Below are 19911 nucleotides of genomic sequence, written 5' to 3'. Positions count from 1 at the left end.
GTTGGGTGCGGTGACGGGCCTGGGGGGCGGGTGTTTGGGACTGCTGTCGCTTTACGTCCCAAACACCGGCCCCTCCGGCCCGTCCCCTCCCGTTGAGGGGAGTGGGAAGAGGTCGGTGGGGGTGGGCGTTAGGGGTGCAAGGGGCCCTTGGAACCCGTAGGGGATGGTCGAACAGATCCCGTAAGGGTCGCGAGGGCCCCCTGCGGGGCCACAACCGGACACGCGGGCGGAGCTATTCCCGCTCACTGGCGATGTCAGGTGTACGTGCCACAACGCGCGCCCCCACTTACCCGCACACTCCCTCCAGCGGGAGGGGACGGGCCGGAGGGGCCGGTTGTGTGGACGTAAAGCGTCAGCAGTCCACACAAACGGCCCCGGAGGTCCGTCACCGCACCCACCACAAACCCAGCCCGCCGCAGGCGCAACGGCGACCAAGCCCCGCGGCGGGAGAGACGGGTACGTAGGGGGCGCCGCAAAGCGCGCAACGGCGAGACCACCCGCGACGCCGCAGACGGGTACGTGGGAGGCGCCGCAAAGCGCAGCGCCCCGCGGCGGGAGAGACGGGTAAGGGGGAAGGAACTCAGCCGCGCCGCACCGTGAGGGTTGTCCAAGCGCCCACGTGTACCCGGTCGCCCTCGTGGAGCGGCACCGGTACGTACGGCTGGATCGGGTCCTCGGCGAGGTTGATCGTGGTGCCGTTGGTGGAGTTCTGGTCCACCACCGCCCAGCTGCCGTCCTGCTGCTGCACCAGCAGCGCGTGCTGGTGCGAGACGCCCGGGTCCTCCGGCGGGCTGCCCAGGTCGATGTCCGGGGACTCGCCGGTGCTGTTGCGGCGGCGGCCCACCGCGAGCTGGCCGTTGGCGAGCGCCAGCACCTGCTCCGGGGAGTACGAGGGCAGGTTGAGCCCCGCCGCCTCCGGGCCGCTGCGGCCCATCATGGCCATGAAGTACTCGCGGTCCGGGGCGATCGCCACCACCCAGCCGTCACCGACGACCGGCGGCGGGCCCTGCGGCGGCGCGGCGGGGCCCTGGGCGGGACCGCCGTTCCACTGCTGGTCCGGCCCGGGCCCCTGCGGCGGCATCTGCTGCTCGAACGGGGGCGGCGGCTGCTGGTCGTACGGACCGGGCTGCTGGTCGTACGGGCCGGGCTGCTGCGGCGGGAACGGTGCGGGCGGCTGCTGCTCGAACGGTGCCTGCGGGCCGGGGCCCGGAGGCGCGGGTGCCATCGGCGGCGGGCCCTGGGCGGCGGGCGGGGTCAGCGGCCAGTCGTCGACCTGCTGCGGCGGGGGCGGGCCGGGCTGCCCGGCCGGGCCGGGGCCGGGCATGCCGGGCGGCGGGCCGGGCTGCCCGGGGAAGCCACCGGGGCCGGGCTGGCCGGGACCGGGCGGCATGCCCTGCGGCTGCTGGGGCTGCGGCGGCGGGAAGCCGTAACCGCCCTGACCGTCCTGGCCGCCGGGGCCGGGCATCGGCTGACCGGGGCCGGGGCCACCGGGACCCGGGCCGAAGCCACCGGGGCCGGGTGCGGGCGGCGGGAAGCCGTAACCGCCCTGGCCGCCCTGGGTGCCGGGGCCACCGGGGCCGGGGCCGCCGGGGCCGGGCATGCCGGGCGGCGGGCCGGGCTGCTGGCCCATGGGCTGGCCGGGCGGGGCGTAAGACATGGGGGAGTTGGTGAGGAAGTTGTAGCGGCACTCGGCGCAGAACGGTGCCACCCCGTCCCGCGGCGTACCGCACTGCGGGCACGGCTCGCCCGGTGCGCCGGGACCGGACTGGTCGGGTCCGGGGCCGGGCATCGGCTGGCCGAGGCCGGGGCCACCGGGGCCCGGGCCGGGGCCACCGGGGCCGGGTGCGGGCGGCGGGAAGCCGTAACCGCCCTGGCCGCCCTGGGTGCCGGGGCCACCGGGACCGGGGCCGCCGGGACCGGGTGCCGGCGGCGGGAAGCCGTAACCGCCCTGGCCGCCCTGGGCGCCGGGGCCACCGGGACCGGGGCCGCCGGGGCCGGGCGCGGGCGGGGGGAAGCCGTAGCCGCCGGGGGCGCCCTGCGGATCAGGGATGCCGGGGCCGGGGCCGGGGGCGCCGGGCGGCGGGCCCGGCTGGCCGTGCGGCGGGCCGGTGGGTTGGCCGGTCGGCTGGCCGGGCGGTGGTGTGTTCAGGAAGCCGGCAGGCAGGGAGGGCGGCGGGGGGACAGCACCCGGCATCCGCTGGCCGCACACCTCGCACCAGTCTTCGGCCACCGACTGGTGGCCGTTCGGGCAGGTCGGCATGTCGGTTCTTCCCCCTCCGTACCGTTTCGCGTTGCTGGTACTGCTCGGTACTGATCGTGGTTCTCTGTCGCTTATTCCTCGCGCGAACGGTGCGCGCGGCGTGTGCGGCGGGAGTCATCCCGCCTGCCCCGGCACCCTTCGCCTTCGTCGCACAGTACCGGGCGCCGCATTGACGACGCCCACCACCTTCGCAAGGAGTTTCGCACTCTCCTCCTTCCGTGCGACGCCGGACGGCCGGTCAACACCGCCCGAAGTCCCCGTTCCGCGGCCGGAATCGGGCCGAACCTCCGATAAGCCGTCATCCCTCCCTTGATGACCGGCTTGTGGTGGTTCAGCCCGTCCGGTCGGGGGCCGGCGCCGGGAACGGCACCACCGCCACGGTGACGTTGTCGTGCCCGCCGCCGGCGAGCGCGTGGGCGACCAGCGCCCGGGCCGCCGGCAGCGGCCGGGCCGGCGCGTCGTACGGCAGCACCGCGGCCATCTGCTCCGCGGTGTCGGCGTAGTTCCACAGCCCGTCCGTGCAGACCACCACGACGCCCGGGCCGTCCGGCTTGAACGACGCGGTGTGCGGCTCGACCTCGTAGGCGTCGGCGCCCAGCCAGCCGGTGATGGCGTGCGCCCGCTGGTCGGCGTTGGCCTCTTCCTCGGACATCAGATTGTTGGCGACCATCTGCGCGGCCCAGGAGTCGTCCTCGGTGAGCCGGACGGGGGGCGCCGTACGGTCGTTGGGGATCCAGTACGCGCGGCTGTCGCCGATCCAGCCGACGGTCAGCAGCTCCCCGCCGACCAGTACGCCGACGAAGGTGCAGGCCGGGGCGTTCTGCTGGCGGTGTTCGTCGTGCACGACCGAGGGGTCGGCGGCGAGTGCGTCCACCGCCGCTGAGGCGGTCAGGATGGCCTCGTGCATGGCCTGCTGGGGGTGGGTGCCGCGCGGCAGCGCCGCGGCCAGCGCCTCGCCGGCCGCCTCGGACGCCGCCCGGGACGCGTCGTCCGGGCGGGTCGCCGAGGAGACGCCGTCGCAGACCACGGCCACCACGGCGGGCGCGCCGTCCGGCAGCGCGGCGGCCCGCAGCGCGAAGAAGTCCTCGTTGCGGTGGTGGCGGTGGCCCCGGTCGCTGACCGCCGCGATGCCGGCCAGTTCCCGCTCCATGTGGTCCCGTTCCGGTCCCGTGGCGACGGGCTCCGGGGCCGCCTCCGGGGCGGGCGCGGCGACGGGCGGTGCCGGCGCCGGCGGGGGATCGAAGGGCGAGCCGCCCGACGGCGGGTCGAACGGCGACCGTTCCGACGGGGGATCGAAGGGCGGCTCTTCCGGGGCGGCGCCGGGCCCGTCCGCGTTCGCCCCGGCCGCGGCGTCGGCGACCGCCTCGTACCCGGCGACCCGCGGATCGGCCGGCGGACCGGTCGGCGGACCAGCCGGGGGACCGGTCGGCGGACCGGCCAGCGGACCGGCCGGCGGACCCGCGTCCGCACCCGGCAGACGGGTGCCGGGCTCGGGCGGCGGCGGCCCGGCCGGGGAGCCGCCGGCGGGCGGTACGGGCGGTGCGGGCGGTACGGGCGGCACCGGGGGCCGCGGCGGCACCGGAGGCGCGGGCGGTGCCAGTTCGTACGCCGACGGCTCCGAAGTCTCCGACGGCTCCGGCGGCTCCGGCGGCTCCGAAGTCTCCGGCACATCCGGCGACCCCGGAGTCTCCGACGGCTTCAAAGACGCCTGTGCCGCCTGTGTCGTCGGCGTCGCCTGTGTCGCCTGCGTCCCGGCCGCCGCCGGCAGCGCGGCGCCGCACCGTCCGCAGAACCTGTCCGCCGCCTCGTACGGCTCGTTGCAGCCCGCACACCGGAACGGCCCAGTCACACCCATGTCACACCCATGTCCTGGGGCGGAAGCGGTTGGCCCGTTCCACCAGTTCGATCCTTCTCTCACCACGTTCCGCCAGCCGCGCCAGCAGGCGGTACGACCGTTCCAGGCCGACCCGCAGCCCGCGCTCGTCCAGCGGGCTGCCGAGCAGCACCGGCGGTCCGGCACCGGCCGCCGTACCGTCCGGTCGGGCACCGTGGCTCCCGGAGAGTACCCAGTCCAGAGCCGCGCCGAGTACCTCCGTGGCGAGTTGTTCCCGCCGTCCGGCGTCCAGGCCGAAGTCCGCGAGTGCCTCGACCTGTTGGGCGGCCGCCCGCAGGTCCGGCAACAGCGGATCGTCCGGCGGGCGCTGCCGCAGCCGCGCGCGGACCGCCGCGATGCGCGCCGCGGTGTAGTGGATGGACGACGCGGGGACGGACTCCAGGGCCTCGACCGCGCCCGCCCGGTCGCCCGCCGCCAGCCGCACCCGCGCCAGCCCGAACGCCGCACTGACGTAACTGCGGTCGGTCGCCCACACCAGGCGGTAGTACTCCACCGCGTTGTCCCACTGCTCCAGCAGCTCGGCACACAGGCCCAGCGCCAGCTTGGGTGCCGGCTCGCCCGGGAACGCGTCGTAGACCGCGTCGAAGGCCAGCGCCGCGGTCTCCCGGTCGCCGGTCGCCAGCGCCAGCAGACCCCGATGCCACACCACCCGCCAGTCGGTGCCCCGGTCACCCGGCCCGTCACCGGACGCCTCCGCGGACCGTACGGCGGTGTCCCACGGTCCGGCGGGCGGGTCCGCCACCTCGTCCAGTACGGCCCGCGCGGCCGCGCCGTCGCCGTTCTCCAGGTGGGTGCGCAGCTCCCGCAGCCGTATCTCCAGGGAGGCGACGGGCGCGGCGCGCAGCGCGGCCAGAAGTTCGGCCGGGGCGGCGGCCGGCAGGCCGGCCAGCAGCCCCGCCCCGGGGTCGTCCGGGTCCACCCGCGGCACCGGCAGCGCGAGTGCCGCACCGGCCACCTCCAGCGGCCGCAGCACCGGCCCGCCGCCCGCCGCCTCCGCGGCCCGGTCCGGGGCCGTGCCGCGCGCCCCCAGCAGCGAACTGTCGCCCTCCTGCGGCGCCAGCAGCTCGGTGTCCGCCGCCCGCAGCTCCGGGCCGAACAGCTGCGACAGCGCCGGCCGCGGCTCGCCCGACCGGACCGCCACCACCTCCCGCAGCACGCCCGTCAGCTGCTCGGCCATCTCCTGGGCCGAGCCGAACCGGCGGTCGCGGTCCGGGTCCGTGGCGCGCACCAGCAGCCGGTAGAACGACTCGTAGGTGCGGAACACCTCGATGTGGTCCGGATCGGGCAGCGAATCGGCGAAGACGTTGGTGTAGCCCTGGAAGTCGAAGGTGAGGACGGCGAGGGTGCGCGCGACGGTGTACAGGTCGGAGGCGACCGACGGGCCCAGCGCGGCCATCTCCGGCGCCTGATAGCCGATCGTCCCGTAGATCGGGCTCTCGTGGTCGTCCATCCGGCGCACCGCGCCCATGTCGATCAGCTTGAGCTGGTCGTGCTGCTGGATGGCGTTGTCGACCTTGAAGTCGCAGTACAGGTAGCCGCGGCTGTGCAGATGGCCGAGCGCCTCCAGCGCCTCGATGCCGTACGCGCAGGCCTGCGCGACCGGCAGCGGATCGCGCCTCCCCTCGGGCGTCCGCCGGTCGTTGGCGATGTCCTTGAGCGACTTGCCGCCGACGTACTCCATGACGATGTAGCCGTCGAGGCTGCCCGTATCCCGGTCGAGGTGCTGCACGAAGTTGTAGATCCGCACGATGTTGGCGTGCTCGATCTCCGCCAGGAACCGCCGCTCGGACATCGCGACCGCCAGCGCCTCCTCGTCGCCGGTGTCCAGCAGGCCCTTGAGCACCACCCAGCGGTCCGACACCGCCCGGTCGATGGCCAGATAGATCCAGCCCAGCCCGCCGTGCGCCAGACAGCCCACGACCTCGTACTGGCCGTGCACCCGCTCCCCGGGCCGCAACTTCGGGACGAAGCTGTACGGATGGCCGCACTTGCCGCAGAAGCCCTCCGAGCGGCCCGGCCGGCCCTCGCGCGAACGGCCCACCGGCGCCCCGCAGTCCGCCCGGCTGCAGAACCGCTTGCGCTCGGGCACCTCCGGATGCGCCAGCACCGCCGCCCGCGGATCGGGCCGCGGCACCTGCGGCACCGCCACCAGACCCGCGCCCAGCCGTCCCCGCGCCGACCCGGACGACGCCCCGCCGCCGGACCCGCGCACCGACACCGCCGCCACCCCGCGCGCCGCCCCGCCGGACCCCTCGCGCGGCAGCCGCCCGGACACCGAACGCCGCGACACCGGCCGCCGGGACCCGGGGATCCGGCCGGACGCCCTCGCACCGGCACCCGGTCCGGGGGAGGGGACGGTCAGCAGCGCCCCGGCCGCCTCCCGTTCCGTCGGACCGGCCAGGAACGCCCGGCCGGTGATGCCCGTCGGCGGCGCCGCCAGCAGCCCGTCCGGCGACACCACCGGCGGCAGCCCGCACACGTCGCAGTACCGCTCACCGCCGCCGACGTCCTCGTAGCCGCCCGCACAGTCCCGCCGCTGGCAGCGCTCACCGGCCCGCTCCGTCACGAATCCCCCCTGCCCTCCGGCGCCTGCGGAGCCAGCACCTCCGCCGCCGCCTGCTGATAGCGCCACACCGCCTGCTCCGCCGCCCGCAGATCGCACGGCGCGCTCCACAGCATCCGCCGCGCGAGGTCGTACCGCTCCACCAGCAGCGGATCCTCCGCCAGGCCGTGCCGCGCCACCCGCGCCCGGCACGCGTCCAGCCGGCCGCGCAGCTCCGCCCGCACGGCCAGCGGCGCGGTCACCGCCGTCAACGACTCGCGGGCCCGCTGCAGTTCGTCCTCCGCCCGCTCCTCCAGGCTGTCCAGCAGCGGCGACAGTCGGTGCCACTGCGCCCGCCGGCGGTACTCCGCGGCCGCCGCCAGCTGCTCGTGCAGCGCCGTCGACGGGCCGCTGACCGCCGGCACCTCCGACGCGGCGATCTTCGCCAGCACCTCGCCGCGCGCCTGCCGCGCCTCGGTCAGCGTCCGGTCCGCCCGCGACAGCACGTCCCGCAGCTGCATCAGCCGCTGCTCGGCGTCCTGCCGGACGTCCAGCACCGCCGCCACCTCCCGCCGGATGTCCTCCAGCGCCCGCGCCGCACGGTCGTAGCGCGCGGTGTCCGGCCGGCCGCCGCCCGGCGCCGAACTCCCCGTCGACGACGACACCCAGAACGCCAGCGGATCGGCGATCACCTGCGCCCGCAGTCGCGCCAGCTCGCCCGTGATCCGCTCCAGGTCGTCGCCGGCCGGATGCTCACCGGGCCGCACGCCCACCGAATGCGCCAGCGACCGGGTCCGCTGCAACTCGGCCGACAGCAGGTCTATCCGGGCCGGCAGCGCCGACCACACCGCGTCGGCCGCCACGATCACGTCCAGGGAGCGCGCGTACAGCCCGTTCATCCGCGCCACGAGCTCCTCCAGGCAGTACCGCTCACCCGGCCCGCTCACCCCCGGCACCGTCACCCCGGCGCCGTGCAGCAGCTCCGTCAGCGCCGCCAGGTCCTCCGGGGACGGCCAGCGCCGCCGCGCCCGCAGCTCCCGCGCCGCCGCCAACGCCCCCGTATACGCGTCGAACAGCGCCCACAGCACCGTGATGGACCGCTCCGTGGCGGCCCAGCGCTCCTTCGTGGTGCCCGACAGATCCGCGCCCTCCAGCAGCCGGCGCCCGGCATGGTCCTGCAGCGCCAGCAGTGAGGTCTCGATCGCCTCGTACTCGGCGCCGAGCCGCGCCAGGGCGCGGTCCACCTCCTCCAGGCCCAGCACCGGGGCGTCGGAACTCCCCGCGGCACCGGGCACAGGTCCAGGGACCCCCATCGATCACCTCTCCAATACGCGTACGCTGCACGGCGATTGCTGCGACCGAGTCCGCGCGGCTGCTGCGGTCCGGCTCCCTCCGCCTCCTGTTCTGTCCGCTTTCCATAGTGACGGCATCGGGCACTTCGTGGGGCGATCAGCCGGGTGACACCGCTCCCGGGGGGCCTCTTGACTTTCGTCGGGCCGTTGTTGACGTTCCGGGGCGCCTGGGAGACCCCGGGCTGTTGTCGCGCCACGGGCCGGCTTCGACGCTTCGTAGTGGCGCGCAGGGGATCAGTCGCTGTACTCGGGCGACGGCGGCCCCGATATGTCCGGCAGATCGGCCTTCAGCCACTTGCGGTACGCCCGCATCCACGGACCGTCGGGCGCCCCGCCGGCCCGGTAGTCGTCCAGGACCTTGTTGACCCGGCGCACCAGATCCGTGTCGTCCTCGTTCATCGCCACCCCGTACGGCTCGTCCGTGAACGGCCGGCCCTTCAGCTCCACCGCCGGATCCTGCGCCGCCTGCGCCGCGGCCAGCGCATTGTCGGTGACCACCGCGTCCGCCTGGCCCAACTGGAGCCGCACCAGGCAGTCGAGCTGGTTCGGCACCTTCAGCACCTTCGCGCCGTGCGGCCGCGCCGCCAGCTCCGCCTCACCCGTCGAACCGGCCGCCGTACACACCCGCTTGCCGCGCAGCGAATCGTCGAACGCCTTGACGGCCGACGCCTTCGGCGCCAGCACCTGCTGCCCGCCCTGGAAGTACGACGTCGAGAACGCCACCAGCTTCTTGCGCGCGCAGTTGATCGTCATCGTCCGCACCACCATGTCGACCCGGCGCTTCTGCAGCGCCGGGATCCGCTGGTCGGTCGGTACCGCCTTGAACACCACCTTCGCGTCCGGCCCCAATATGTCCGTGGCGATCGCCCGCGCCAGATCGATGTCGAAGCCCGCCAGCTTGCCGGTCGCCGGATCGCGGTAGCCCCACCGGTAGGTGTTCTGGTCGACCCCGACGACCAGCTGGCCCCGCTCCTTGATCCGCGCCACCGCCGGCCCGTCGTCCGACGACGGCCGCAGGCTCTCCGCGGCGTTCCGCGGCGTGCACCCCGCCGCGGGGGACGTGCCCGACGCCGTCCCCGGCCCGTACGCCGGGTGCGTCACCACGGGCGTCGAGGCCCGGCCCGCACCGCCGCCCACGGCACCGGACCCGCCGGCCAGCGTCGGCACCAGCACCGCCGCCGCGGCCGCCATCACCCCCATGCCCGCCGCGACCGGCGCCAGGACGGCCCGCAGATTGCCCAGCACCCGCCGGCGCACGCTCATGCCCCCCTCACCACGCCTTCTCCCCGCCGCCCCGCCACCCAGCGGCATTTCACTGTCCACCGGTCGTTCGCCGCCCACCGGTACTCCGCCCACCGGTCGCTTGCTGCCAACCGGTCCTCCGCCGCTCTCCGGCCCTCTGCCACCAGCCGGTCGTTCGCCCCTCACCGGTACTGTGCCGCCAGCCGGTCGTTCGCCCCTCACCGGTACTGTGCCGCCAGCCGGTCGGTCGCCGCCCACCGGCCCCCTGCCACCGGCCGGTCGTTCGCCGCTCATCGGTACTCCGCCAGCCTGCGCCCGATCCCCAGCACCGCGCCCAGCGCCCCCACCAGCGTCAACGCCCCCGCACCCACCGGCATTCCGCCCAGCGCCCCCCGCCCGGCGTCCGCCGCCGTCCGGAACTCCGCCTGCTCGTGCACCAGCGCCCGGGAAAGCCCCGCCGCCACCCGGTCGAAGGACTCACCCGTCGAACCCGCCCCGCCGACCACCTTCGCCAGCGCCCGCTCGTAATCCCCCTTCTCGTCCGCCGCCCGCGCCTCGGCATGCCGCACCTGCCACTGGCGTACGGACACCAGCGCGGCGCGCACCGGCGCCCGCCCCGCCTCGTCGTCCGCCAGCGCCAGCGCCGCCCCCAACCGGCTCCGGGCCGCCGCCGGACCCCGCTCACCCGCCCCCGCGAGATCCGTCATCCCGGTACGGAAGCCGGACTCGTAGAAGTCCTGCTGATCACCCGTGAGCACCGCACCGCGCGCCACCAGCGTCAGATTCTCGTCCCCGCGCGCCTGCAACGCATCGATCCGCGCCTCATTGAGCACCCGCAACGACCGGGCGCCGTGCTCGTACGACTCCGTCAGCCCCGCACGCGCCACCGCATGCCCCACCACCAGCCACAACAACACCGCCACGGAAGCGGCCGTGGCGGCCAGCAGCCCGCGGTTGAACACGCGGTTCGTCCGCCGGTAATGCCGCCGCTGCGCCCATCCCAGCGCCGCCACCGCCAGCACCCCCGCCACCAGCGCCGCCCACGGCCAGGCTTTGGCATCGGCGTAGTCCGCCGCCAGCCGGTCGGATTCCGCCTCGTACAACGCCCGGGCGGCGGGGAGGAGTTCCGTCCGCATCCGCTCGTTCGCATACCGCAGATACGCCCCGCCCAGCGGCAGCCCCTGCCGGTTGTTCGCCCGCGCCGTCTCCACCAGCCCCGTGTACTGCGGCAACCCGCGGTTGAGCCGGGCGATCTGCTCGCCCGCGCCGTCCGAACTCCGGGCACTCTGCGCCGCCTTCGTGAGCAGCTCCGCCGCGGTGGCGATGTCCTTGCCGTACCGCTGCCGGGTCGCCGCATCGCCCTTCCCGCCGGCCAGGAACCCGCCGGCGGCCGTGGTGTCGGCGTCCGCCAGCGACCGGTAGATGCTCGCGGCGTCCGCCGTCAGCGGCTGGCTGCGCTCCACCACGTCGTCCGCGGCCGCCGCCCGGTCCGCGACCTGCCACGCCGCGGCCGCCCCGAAGACCAGCACCAGCAGCGCCAGCACCGCCCCGATCACCCGCAGCCGCCCCGGCTCGGTCGTCGCCGCGGCGCGCAGCTCGTCCAGCCCTTCGGCCCAGGCCGGACGGCGCGCCGGAGCGGGCGGCGCCACGCTGCTGGTCGGCACGGACGACACAGATCCTCCCCCTGGGGCGCTGACACGTCACCGGCCCGCCCGTACGCGGCGCCCGAACGCGCTCACGACAAGGACCGGTGCATGGGCAGCAGTATGTCCGCCGCCACCGACACGCACACCGCGATTGGCTCGATCTTGCCCCGGACGCCCTCGCCACCGGCGCACAGCGGTCCCACGAGCCGACGGCACAGGTGGACCGGCGCACGACCCCGGCCCGCCGCCACCGCACTAAAGTGACGGCCGGACCCCGCAGTGCCGGCGGGAGCCCGCACAACCCCATGACCGGTACGGATGCCGCACCGTTCCGTTCCGTCGACGCCGCCTACCCGGGCCGATGGCCCACCACCCGGGGCGATCGCCCACCACCCGGGCCGATGGCCCACCGCACCGGGCCGACGGCCCCTACCGGGGTCAATGGCCCACCACCCGGGGCGATCGCCCGAGATCGTCCGCCACCGCACCGGGCCGACCGCCCACCACCCGAAGGGAAGTGATCTCATGCAGCCCGTCCGCAAGGGCAGGGTGTCGCTCGTGGAGACCGCGACCGACGAGATCCGCTCCCAGATCGTGAACGGCACCTGGCCGGTGGGCACCCGCATCCCGCCCGAGAACGCCCTCTCCGAATCCCTCGGTGTCAGCCGCGCCTCGGTCCGCGAGGCCGTCCGCTCACTGGTCCACTCCGGCCTCCTCGAACCCCGGCAGGGCGACGGCACCTTCGTGATCTCCGACGACGACAGCGCGGTGGCCCTCCGCCGACGCCTCGAACGCGCCGAGCTCAGCCACGTCACCCAGGTCCGCCAGGGCCTCGACGTGGTCGCCGCCCGCCAGGCCGCCAAGCACCGCACGGACGCCCAACTCGCCGGCATCGAGGCCGCACTGGGACGCCGAAACGCCGCGCTCGCCGCCCAGGACGCCGAGAACTTCACCGCGGCCGACGCGGAGTTCCACGTCCTGGTCGCGGAGGCCGGCGACAACCCGGTGCTCGCCGACATCTACCGCTCCCTCAGCGCCGCCCTACGCGAAGAACTCCGCCGCGCCGCCTGCCTGGACACCGCCACCGCGGCCCCCACCGACCCGCACTCCCGGCTCACCGACGCCATCCGCGCCCAGGACCCCCAGGCCGCCGTAGACGCCGCCGTCCTCCTCCTCGCCGGCCACGTACGCGATCTGGCCCTTCCCCTTGACGACTGACACTCACGACTGGCACTCACGACTGAGCCCTCCTCGATGCCCGGGCCCTCCTCGACGCCTGGGCCCTCCTCGACGACTGTCGGTCGACGACCGAACCCTTCTCGACGACTGTCCGGTCGACGACTGAGCCTCTCTCGACGGTCGGGTCGTCACCCCAAGGGGGCGCGGGGCGCATACGTCCCACCTCCACGCCCCTTCCTCGCTCCGCGCGCCCCTACCACCGCCGCCCTCCCTCGACTACTCTCAGTAACGAACGCAAGAGCAGTCGAGCGCGGAATCGGCCGACCTGACCACCGCGCCCCAAGATCGGGAGCTCATCATGAACCGCATCCGCGCACTCCTCGCCCCACTCGCCAACCCCCTCCACGCCGACCCGCCGCCTCCCCTAACCGGCCCCCTGGCCAGCGGATTCCTGACCATCGGCAGCACGACGTACATCGACCCACACGGCACCTACCCCCTCGACCACCGCTCGGACGGCACCCCGACCGTCGTCATCAACAACACCACCCACCCCATCACTATTCTCACGGAGAGCAACCCCTCGCACCCCGCCACCGCACCCCCGAACGACCTGCCACCGCCCCTCGTCCTGGCCCCGGGCGAACGCACGGAGACCCGCCGGGGGGATGGGGTGCGGGTGGGCTGACCTGAGATCGGGGGCGGAGGGGCGGAGGGCAACCGGGTATCCGGTGGGGGGCGGGGGGGGGGGGAGCTGGAGGCGCGGAGGCCCGGCGGCGCGGAGGCCCGGCGGCCTGGAGGCGCGGAGGCGCGGAGGCCCGGCGGCGCGGAGGCGCGGAGGCCCGGCGGCGCAGAGGCCCGGCGGCGCGGAGGCCCGGCGGCTGGAGGCCCCGCCCGCCAAGCCGCTCATCCCCCCAGCCCACGCCCTGTTCGCCCCTACGCCGCGCCCCTACGCCGCGTTCATGCACCACGCTCATACGCCGCCCGCAGGCGGGCGTAAGCGTCCGGGTGGGGCGTTGTCCGGTCCAGGGTGGCGAGGGCGGCGCCCAGGACGGGTGGGGTGGTGAGGACGTGGGGGACGGCCTTGGGGGCGCGTTCGGACAGGAGGTGGGTGAGGTGGTCGTGGAGGAGGGGGTGGCGGGCGGCCAGGACGCTGCCGCCCAGGACGACGGGGGTGGGGTCGGCGAGGAGGTCCAGGCGGTGCAGGGCGACGGTGGCCATGGCGGCGATCTCCTCGGCCTGGCGGGCGACGAGGGTGCGGGCGATCGGGTCGCCGTCGGCCGCCACGGTGAACAGCAGCGGAGTGAGTTCGTGGCGGCGGTGCGGGGGGATGCCGCCCAGGTGGAGGGCCTCGATCAGCTCGGCCATGGTGGGCAGGCCGAAGTGGGCGGGCAGGGCGCGGGCGAGTTCGGTGCGGGCGCCGCGGCCGTCCTCGGCGCGGGCCGCCGACCACAGTGCCTCGTCGGCGAGGTGCGCGCCGCCGCCCCAGTCGCCGGAGATCCGCCCGACGGAGGGGAAGCGGGCGGTGGCTCCGCCGCGGCCCAGGCCCGCGCAGTTGATGCCGGCCCCGCACACCACCGCCACCCCCACCGGCTCCCCGTCGTCGGGCAGTCCGGCCCGCAGCAGCGCGAAGGTGTCGTTGCGGACGGACACCGTACGGGCCCAGCCGCGGGCGGTGATCTCCGCGGCCAGGGCCTCCTCCTCCGCCGGGAAGTCGGCGTTGGCGAGGAAGGCGGAGAGGTGGTCGACGGGAGGGGACAGTCCCGCTTCTGCGAGGGCGGCCGTCACCAGGGGGGCGAGGGTGTCGACGGCGCGGACGGTGCCGACCACCGGTGGCTGGAAACCACCGCCGCGCGCCGAGCCGAGCAGGTGGCCGTCGGTGGACACCAGCGCCACGTCGGTCTTGCTGTTGCCCGCGTCGATGGCGAGTGCCGTACCGGTCAGGCCCACGTGAGGTGCTCCCGGTTGTGCGCGATCAGCAGGTCGGTGAGCCGGTCGGCGCGGTCGATCTGGCCGATGAGGGGGTGGGAGAGCAGCGCGGCGAAGACCCGGTCGCGGCCGCCGTGCAGCGCGGTGTCCAGGGCCAGTTGCTCGTAGGCGGTGACATGGGCGATCAGGCCGGCGTAGAGGGGCTCCAGGGGGCGTACGGGGAGGGGGGTGGCGCCGGTCGCGTCCACGGTGGCGGGGACCTCGATGACCGCGTCGTCGGGGAGGAAGGGCAGCGTGCCGTTGTTGAGGGCGTTGACGACCTGGGTGTCGCCGGTGTCCGCCAGCAGGGACGAGGTCAGCGCCACCGCCGCCTCGGAGTAGTAGGCGCCGCCGCGCCGGGACAGCAGTTCCGGTTTCTCGTCGAGCGTGGGGTCGGCGTAGTGGGCGAGCAGCTGCTGTTCGATGGCGGCGACCTCGGCGGCCCGGGACGGTTTGCCGCGCAACTCCTCGACGACGGCGTCGTGTTGGTAGTAGTAGCGCAGGTAGTAGGAGGGGATGGTGCCGAGGCGGTCCAGGACGTTTCGGGGGAGGCGCAGATCGGCGGCGAGGGCGTCGGCGTGCTCGGTGAGGAGCTTGGGGAGGACGTCCTCGCCGGCGACGCGGACCGACCGCTCCCAGGTGAGGTGGTTGAGCCCGATGTGCTCCAGGACGACCTCGTCGGGGGCGACGCCCAGCAGTGTGGCGAACTTCCGCTGGAAGCCGATCGCCACGTTGCACAGGCCGACGGCCTTGTGGCCGGCCTGCAGCAGTGCGCGGGTGACGATGCCGACCGGGTTGGTGAAGTCGACGATCCAGGCGTCCGGGTTGGTGCGGCGGATGCGTTCGGCGATGTCGAGGACGACGGGCACGGTCCGCAGCGCCTTGGCGAGGCCGCCGGCGCCGGTGGTCTCCTGGCCGACACAGCCGCACTCCAGCGGCCAGGTCTCGTCCTGGTTGCGGGCGGCCTGCCCGCCGATGCGCAGCTGGAGCAGGACGGCGTCGGCACCGTCGATACCGGCGTCCAGGTCGTCGGTCCAGGTGATCCGGCCCGGGTGGCCCTGTCTGGCGAAGATCCGCCGGGCCAGGCCGCCCACCCTTTCCAGCCGGTCCTGTGCCGGGTCGACGAGGACGAGTTCGACCAGCGGCAGCGCGTCCCGCAACCGGGCGAAGCCGTCGATGAGTTCGGGGGTGTAGGTCGATCCGCCGCCGACCACTGCGAGCTTCATATCCGTTCTCAGCCCTTTACTCCGGTGAGGGTGACGCCTTCGACGAAGGCCTTCTGCGCGAAGAAGAAAACGAGGATCACGGGCGCCATGACCAGCAGCGTCGCGGCCATGGTGAGGTTCCAGTTGACGCTGTGGGCGCTCTTGAAGGACTCCAGTCCGTAGGAGAGCGTCCAGGCGGCGGGGTTCTGCGCGGCGTAGATCTGCGGGCCGAAGTAGTCGTTCCAGCAGAAGAAGAACTGGAAGAGGGCGATGGCGGCGATGCCCGGTCGGGCCATCGGTACGACGATCCTCAGCAGGGTGCGCAGTTCCCCGCAGCCGTCGACCTTCGCCGATTCCAGATACTCCTGCGGGACGGTCAGCAGGAACTGCCGCAGCAGGAAGATGGAGTACGCGTCGCCGAACGCCATCGGGATGATCAGCGGCCACAGCGAGCCGGCCAGGTGGAACTGCTGGGCCCACACCAGGTACATCGGGATCACGACGACCTGTGGCGGCAGCATCATGGTGGCGAGGACGAGGACGAGCGCGGTGCGGCGGCCGCGGAAGCGGAACTTGGCGAGTGCGTAGGCGACGGGCACGGCCGAGCAGACCGTGAAGAGGGTGCCCAGGCCCGCGTAGATGAGGGAGTTCTTCCACCAGTCCAGGAATCCGGGGGTCCCAAAGACCGTCAGGTAGTTGGACCAGTGCCAGCGGTCCGGCCACAGCTCGCCGCTCATGGCCTGGCCGTCGCTCATCACGGACGTCAGGAACACGAAGACGAAGGGGAGCACGAAGAAGAGGGCGGCGGCGACGGCGACGGTGTGCACCGCGATCCAGTGCAGCAGCCGGGTGCGGCGGGCGCGGGTGCGGGCGGTGCCGTCGCCGGTGCGGCCGGTCCGGACCGGGGCGGGGCGGGCGCTGAGGGTGGTGGTCATCGGTCAGTCCTCCGCCGGGAGCAGGCCGGCGCGCTTGCGCATCAGCAGGGTGGTGACGGCCATGGCGAGGACGAAGAGCACCAGGGAGAGCACGCACGCCGCGCCGGTGTTGAAGTTCTGGAAGCCGAGGGAGTAGACGAGCTGCGGGACGGTGAGGGTGGCGTGGTCGGGGTAGCCGGGCTGGATGACGGTGCCGGGCCCGATGGAGACCCCGGAGGCGAGCTTTCCGGCCACCAGCGCCTGGGTGTAGTACTGCATGGTCTGGACGACGCCGGTGACCACCGCGAACAGCACGATCGGGGTGATCGACGGCCAGGTGACGTACCGGAACTTCCCCCAGGCGCCCGCGCCGTCCAGTTCGGCGGCCTCGTACTGCTCCTTCGGCACGTCCAGCAGCGCCGCCATGAAGATCACCATCAGGTCGCCGATGCCCCACAGCGACAGCATCACCAGCGAGGGTTTGGCCCAGTCGGGATCGTTGAACCAGGACGGTGCGGGAATGCCGAGCGTGCCGAGGATCTCGTTGACGGGTCCGGTGCCGGGATTGAGGAGGAAGACGAAGGCGACGGTGGCGGCCACCGGCGGCGCCAGATAGGGCAGGTAGAAGGCGGTGCGGAAGAATCCGGCGCCGGTTTTGATTTTGGTGACGAGCAGGCCGATGCCCAGGCCGAACACCACCCGCAGGGCGACCATCACGACGACCAGCCACAGCGTGTTCCACAGGGCCGGGCCGAGCAGTGGCATCTGTGTGAGGACGTATTTCCAGTTCCGCAGGCCCACGAATTCGGGCGGTTCGATCTGGTTGTAGTGCATGACGGAGAAATAGCCGGTGGCGAGCAGCGGATAGCCGAAGAACACCGAGAATCCGACCAGCCACGGGGAGAGGAAGCCGAGGATGCGCAGGCGTTCGCGGGCGCGTCTGCGCCGGAGGGCAGGCGCCGGTGCGGGGGCGGTGGTCGTGGGTGCCATGGCGGTTCTCCGTCGGTTCACCGGCCGTCGTTCCCGGCCGTCATTGCGCGGACCGGAGGGTGCCGGCCGTCAGTTCTCGGACTGGAGGGTGTCGGCGTCGATCTGGGCGTCGAGTGCGCGCAGGCCCTTGCCGAGATCGGGGACCTTTCCGGCCTCGACGTCGTAACTGAAGTCCTGCAGGGCGGTGACGTACTGCCCGCCGTTGGCGGACGGCGGAAGGGCGACGCTGTGCGGGTTCCGCGCGATGCGGAGGAAGGTGCGGAACGTCGGGTCGGCGTCCAGCTCCGGGGATGTCAGGGCCGCTTTCGTGGACGGCACGTTGTGGATGGCGTTGGCGAACCGGACCACCTGATCGGTGTCGGTGGTCAGGAATTTCACCAGTTCCCAGGCGGCGTTCTGGTGGGTGCTGCTGTGGGCGATACCGATCACGGTGCCGGTCAGATATCCCTTGCCGTAGGTGTCGGCCTGGTTGTCGGGCACCGGCATCGGCGCGGTGTCCCAGCCGAACGGGACCTTGGCCTGCCGCAGCATCAGTCCGCGCCATTCCCCGTCCATGTGCATGGCCACCTTCTGCGTGTGGAAGGCGTTCTGCGAGGACATCTCGTCGCCGAAGGTGGTGCGGAATTTCTCCAGCGGCCGGTAGCCGCCCTGGGCCTCGATGAGGTCCCGCTGGAAGGTGAGGAACTGCCGGGTGGCCGGGTCCTTCGCCAGCCGGGACTTCCCGTGGGCGTCGAAATAGCGGGGTTCCCACTGGGCGAACAGCCGGTCCGGACTGTTCTGGTAGAGGCGGAAGTCGGGCATGATTCCCACCCGCCGGTAGGAGCCGTCCTTGGTGCGCCGGGTGAGTGCGACGGCGTCCCGTTTCAGTTCGGACATGGTCCGCGGGGGCCGGGTGAGGCCCGCTTCCTTGAAGGCGTCCTTGTTGTAGTAGAGCCCGTAGGAATCGGCGAGCAGCGGCAGTGCGCACTGCTCTCCGCGGTAACTCGTGTAATCCAGCAGGGTTTTCGGGAAGACCTTCTCCTTCACCACTCCGGTTTTCTGCAGGAACGGGTCGAGGTCCGCCCACATTCCCGACGAGCAGTACTGCCCGACGTTGTTGGTGGTGAAGGAGGAGGCCACGTCCGGTGCGTCGTCCCCGCCGGCCCGCAGGGCCTGGTTCATCGTTTCGTCGGTGACGTTCGGGACGACCTTCACCGTGATGTTGCGGTGCCGTTCCTCGAACCGGGCGACCGAATCGTTGATGGCCTTCATTTCGCCCGGTGTCGACCAGCCGTGCCAGAAGGTGAGGGTGACCGGTTTGGTCGGGTCGTCGCGGTCACTGCCGATGCTCGGGTGGGCGCAGCCGGAAAGGAGCAGCCCGGCACCGGCCAGCGCCACGGAAAGCCGGTTGCGCAGACGGGAAAGCGGCATGGCGGACTTCCTTTACGGCGAGAGGACTTCCTTTGCGGCGGAGACTTCCTGGGGAATGGCCCGGCCGGGCGGGTCAGCCCGTCGTGTCGAACACCGCATCGCGGGCCTGTGCGAGTGCCGTGCGCAGCGCGCCGATGAGAATCGGATTGCCGTCGATGTCGCTGAGCCGCAATTCCGGGCGGGGCAGCGCGAGTCCGTCGAATTCGTCCTCGACCAGGGCGCGCAGCGCCTCCCCGCCGGCCTGCGGGACCTCCCCGGAGAGCACCACCAGCCGCGGGTCGACCACCGCCACCACGGCCGCCAGACCGGTGGCGAGCCGCCGCGCGACCTCCTGCCGTACGTCGTCCCGGGCCAGCGCCTCGGCGACGGTGCGGACTTCGGGCGCCCCGTACGTATGGGCCAGCTCGATGACGCTGGGGGAGCCGACCAGCCGCTGGAAGCCGCCGCCGGCGTCCGGCCGTGCGGCGCTGCGGTCGCCGCCCCGGGACAGCGGTGCGCCCGGCAGCGGCATGTAGCCGATCTCGCCCGCGCCTCCGGTGGCGCCCCGCAGCAGCCGGCCGCCGAGCACGATGGCGGCGCCCACGCCCTCGTCGGCCCACACCAGCACGAAGTCGTCGAAGTCCTGTGCCACGCCGTCGTGTTGCTCGGCGACCGCGGCCAGGTTCACATCGTTCTCGATGGTGATCGGCGTGCCCAGCACCTCGGCGAGCTCTTCCTTCAGCGCGCGCGAGTGCCAGTCCGGCAGGTGGGGGGCGTAGCGCAGCCGGCCGGTCTGCGGGTCCAGGGCGCCGGGCGTGCCGATCACCGTCCCGTGCAGCTGCTCGCGGTCCAGTCCGGCCTTGGCCAGCGCCCCGTCGACGGCCTTGGCGACGAGCCGTGCCGTGCGGTTGGGTACGTCCGCGCCGACGGCGTCGGTGCCGACCCGCTCCTCGCCGAGCACCTGCCCGGTGATGTCGGCGACCGCGGCGGTGATCCCCAGCTGGTCCACGGCCAGCGCCGCGACCTGCGCGGCCGCCGGATCGACCTCGTACAGCTGGGCGCTGGGCCCCGGTCGGCCGGTCACATTGCCGGTCGTGCGCACCAGTCCGGCCGCCTCCAGCCGGGCCAGCAGCTGGGAGGCGGTGGGCTTCGACAGCCCGGTCAGCTCGCCGATCTGGGTACGGGTCAGCGGGCCCTGCGACACCAGCAGGTCGAGCGCCGCCCGGTCGTTCATGGCGCGCAACACCCGCGGCGTTCCGGGCGTTCCCTGCGTCTGCTGCCCACCGGCCAAGACCGTCACCCCGTTCACGGTGGCCGGCCCGGCCACCCT

General features: G+C 73.9%; 14 protein-coding genes and 1 pseudogene. 2 read left to right on the top strand and 13 right to left on the bottom strand.

Annotated features, from left to right (window positions below; genetic code table 11):
• Positions 1-580: 580 nt before the first annotated feature.
• From AB0E02_RS34620 to AB0E02_RS34590, 7 genes and pseudogenes are all read right to left on the bottom strand, one after another.
• Complete coding sequence (locus AB0E02_RS34620) at positions 581-2260, bottom strand: FHA domain-containing protein (RefSeq protein WP_362147177.1); 1680 nt, start codon at positions 2258-2260, stop codon at positions 581-583.
• Between the two features lie 114 nt (positions 2261-2374).
• Positions 2375-2464: pseudogene (locus AB0E02_RS34615) on the bottom strand (hypothetical protein); the annotation flags it as partial.
• A gap of 127 nt (positions 2465-2591) precedes the next feature.
• The gene (locus tag AB0E02_RS34610) at positions 2592-4115 is read right to left on the bottom strand and encodes a PP2C family protein-serine/threonine phosphatase (RefSeq protein ID WP_362147174.1); all 1524 of its coding nucleotides are present in this window, start codon (positions 4113-4115) and stop codon (positions 2592-2594) included.
• 1 nt (position 4116) lies between these two features.
• Positions 4117-6720: a tetratricopeptide repeat protein gene (locus AB0E02_RS34605; protein ID WP_362147172.1), complete on the bottom strand. Its 2604-nt coding sequence runs from the start codon at positions 6718-6720 to the stop codon at positions 4117-4119.
• A complete protein-coding gene (locus AB0E02_RS34600; protein ID WP_362147169.1) occupies positions 6717-8009 on the bottom strand; it encodes a hypothetical protein in 1293 nt (430 codons plus the stop codon). Before AB0E02_RS34600 ends, AB0E02_RS34605 begins: the two co-directional genes overlap by 4 nt.
• Before the next feature lie 273 nt (positions 8010-8282).
• The gene (locus AB0E02_RS34595; protein WP_362147166.1) at positions 8283-9311 is read right to left on the bottom strand and encodes a glutamate ABC transporter substrate-binding protein; all 1029 of its coding nucleotides are present in this window, start codon (positions 9309-9311) and stop codon (positions 8283-8285) included.
• Between the two features lie 269 nt (positions 9312-9580).
• A complete protein-coding gene (locus AB0E02_RS34590) occupies positions 9581-10954 on the bottom strand; it encodes a hypothetical protein (RefSeq protein ID WP_362147163.1) in 1374 nt (457 codons plus the stop codon).
• A 507-nt stretch (positions 10955-11461) separates the two neighbouring features.
• Here AB0E02_RS34590 and AB0E02_RS34585 point away from each other — a divergent pair.
• Together AB0E02_RS34585 and AB0E02_RS34580 are read left to right on the top strand one after the other, a co-directional pair.
• A complete protein-coding gene (locus AB0E02_RS34585; protein ID WP_362147161.1) occupies positions 11462-12154 on the top strand; it encodes a FadR/GntR family transcriptional regulator in 693 nt (230 codons plus the stop codon).
• 319 nt (positions 12155-12473) lie between these two features.
• Positions 12474-12803 carry a hypothetical protein gene (locus AB0E02_RS34580; protein WP_362147158.1) on the top strand — a complete coding sequence of 110 codons (330 nt, stop codon included), beginning with the start codon at positions 12474-12476 and terminating at the stop codon, positions 12801-12803.
• A gap of 272 nt (positions 12804-13075) precedes the next feature.
• On the opposite strand, the gene AB0E02_RS34575 is transcribed toward AB0E02_RS34580, so the two are convergent.
• The 6 genes from AB0E02_RS34575 to AB0E02_RS34550 form a co-directional block, all read right to left on the bottom strand.
• Positions 13076-14065: a BadF/BadG/BcrA/BcrD ATPase family protein gene (locus AB0E02_RS34575; RefSeq protein ID WP_362147155.1), complete on the bottom strand. Its 990-nt coding sequence runs from the start codon at positions 14063-14065 to the stop codon at positions 13076-13078.
• Positions 14056-15309 (bottom strand): 6-phospho-beta-glucosidase, encoded by a 1254-nt coding sequence (locus AB0E02_RS34570; protein WP_362147152.1) that lies wholly within the window; start codon positions 15307-15309, stop codon positions 14056-14058. Before AB0E02_RS34570 ends, AB0E02_RS34575 begins: the two co-directional genes overlap by 10 nt.
• Positions 15310-15317: 8 nt before the next feature.
• A complete protein-coding gene (locus AB0E02_RS34565) occupies positions 15318-16223 on the bottom strand; it encodes a carbohydrate ABC transporter permease (RefSeq protein WP_362147150.1) in 906 nt (301 codons plus the stop codon).
• A gap of 3 nt (positions 16224-16226) precedes the next feature.
• Complete coding sequence (locus AB0E02_RS34560; protein WP_362147147.1) at positions 16227-17192, bottom strand: sugar ABC transporter permease; 966 nt, start codon at positions 17190-17192, stop codon at positions 16227-16229.
• 69 nt (positions 17193-17261) lie between these two features.
• Complete coding sequence (locus tag AB0E02_RS34555; protein WP_362147145.1) at positions 17262-18602, bottom strand: ABC transporter substrate-binding protein; 1341 nt, start codon at positions 18600-18602, stop codon at positions 17262-17264.
• 73 nt (positions 18603-18675) lie between these two features.
• A complete protein-coding gene (locus tag AB0E02_RS34550) occupies positions 18676-19815 on the bottom strand; it encodes an ROK family transcriptional regulator (protein ID WP_362147183.1) in 1140 nt (379 codons plus the stop codon).
• Positions 19816-19911 lie beyond the last annotated feature (96 nt).

The organism is Streptomyces sp. NPDC048196 (genome assembly GCF_040652715.1).
Lineage (GTDB): Bacteria > Actinomycetota > Actinomycetes > Streptomycetales > Streptomycetaceae > Streptomyces > Streptomyces siderophoricus.
Note: the sequence above shows the minus strand (reverse complement) of the source record. Positions and strands in the feature narration are given on the sequence as shown.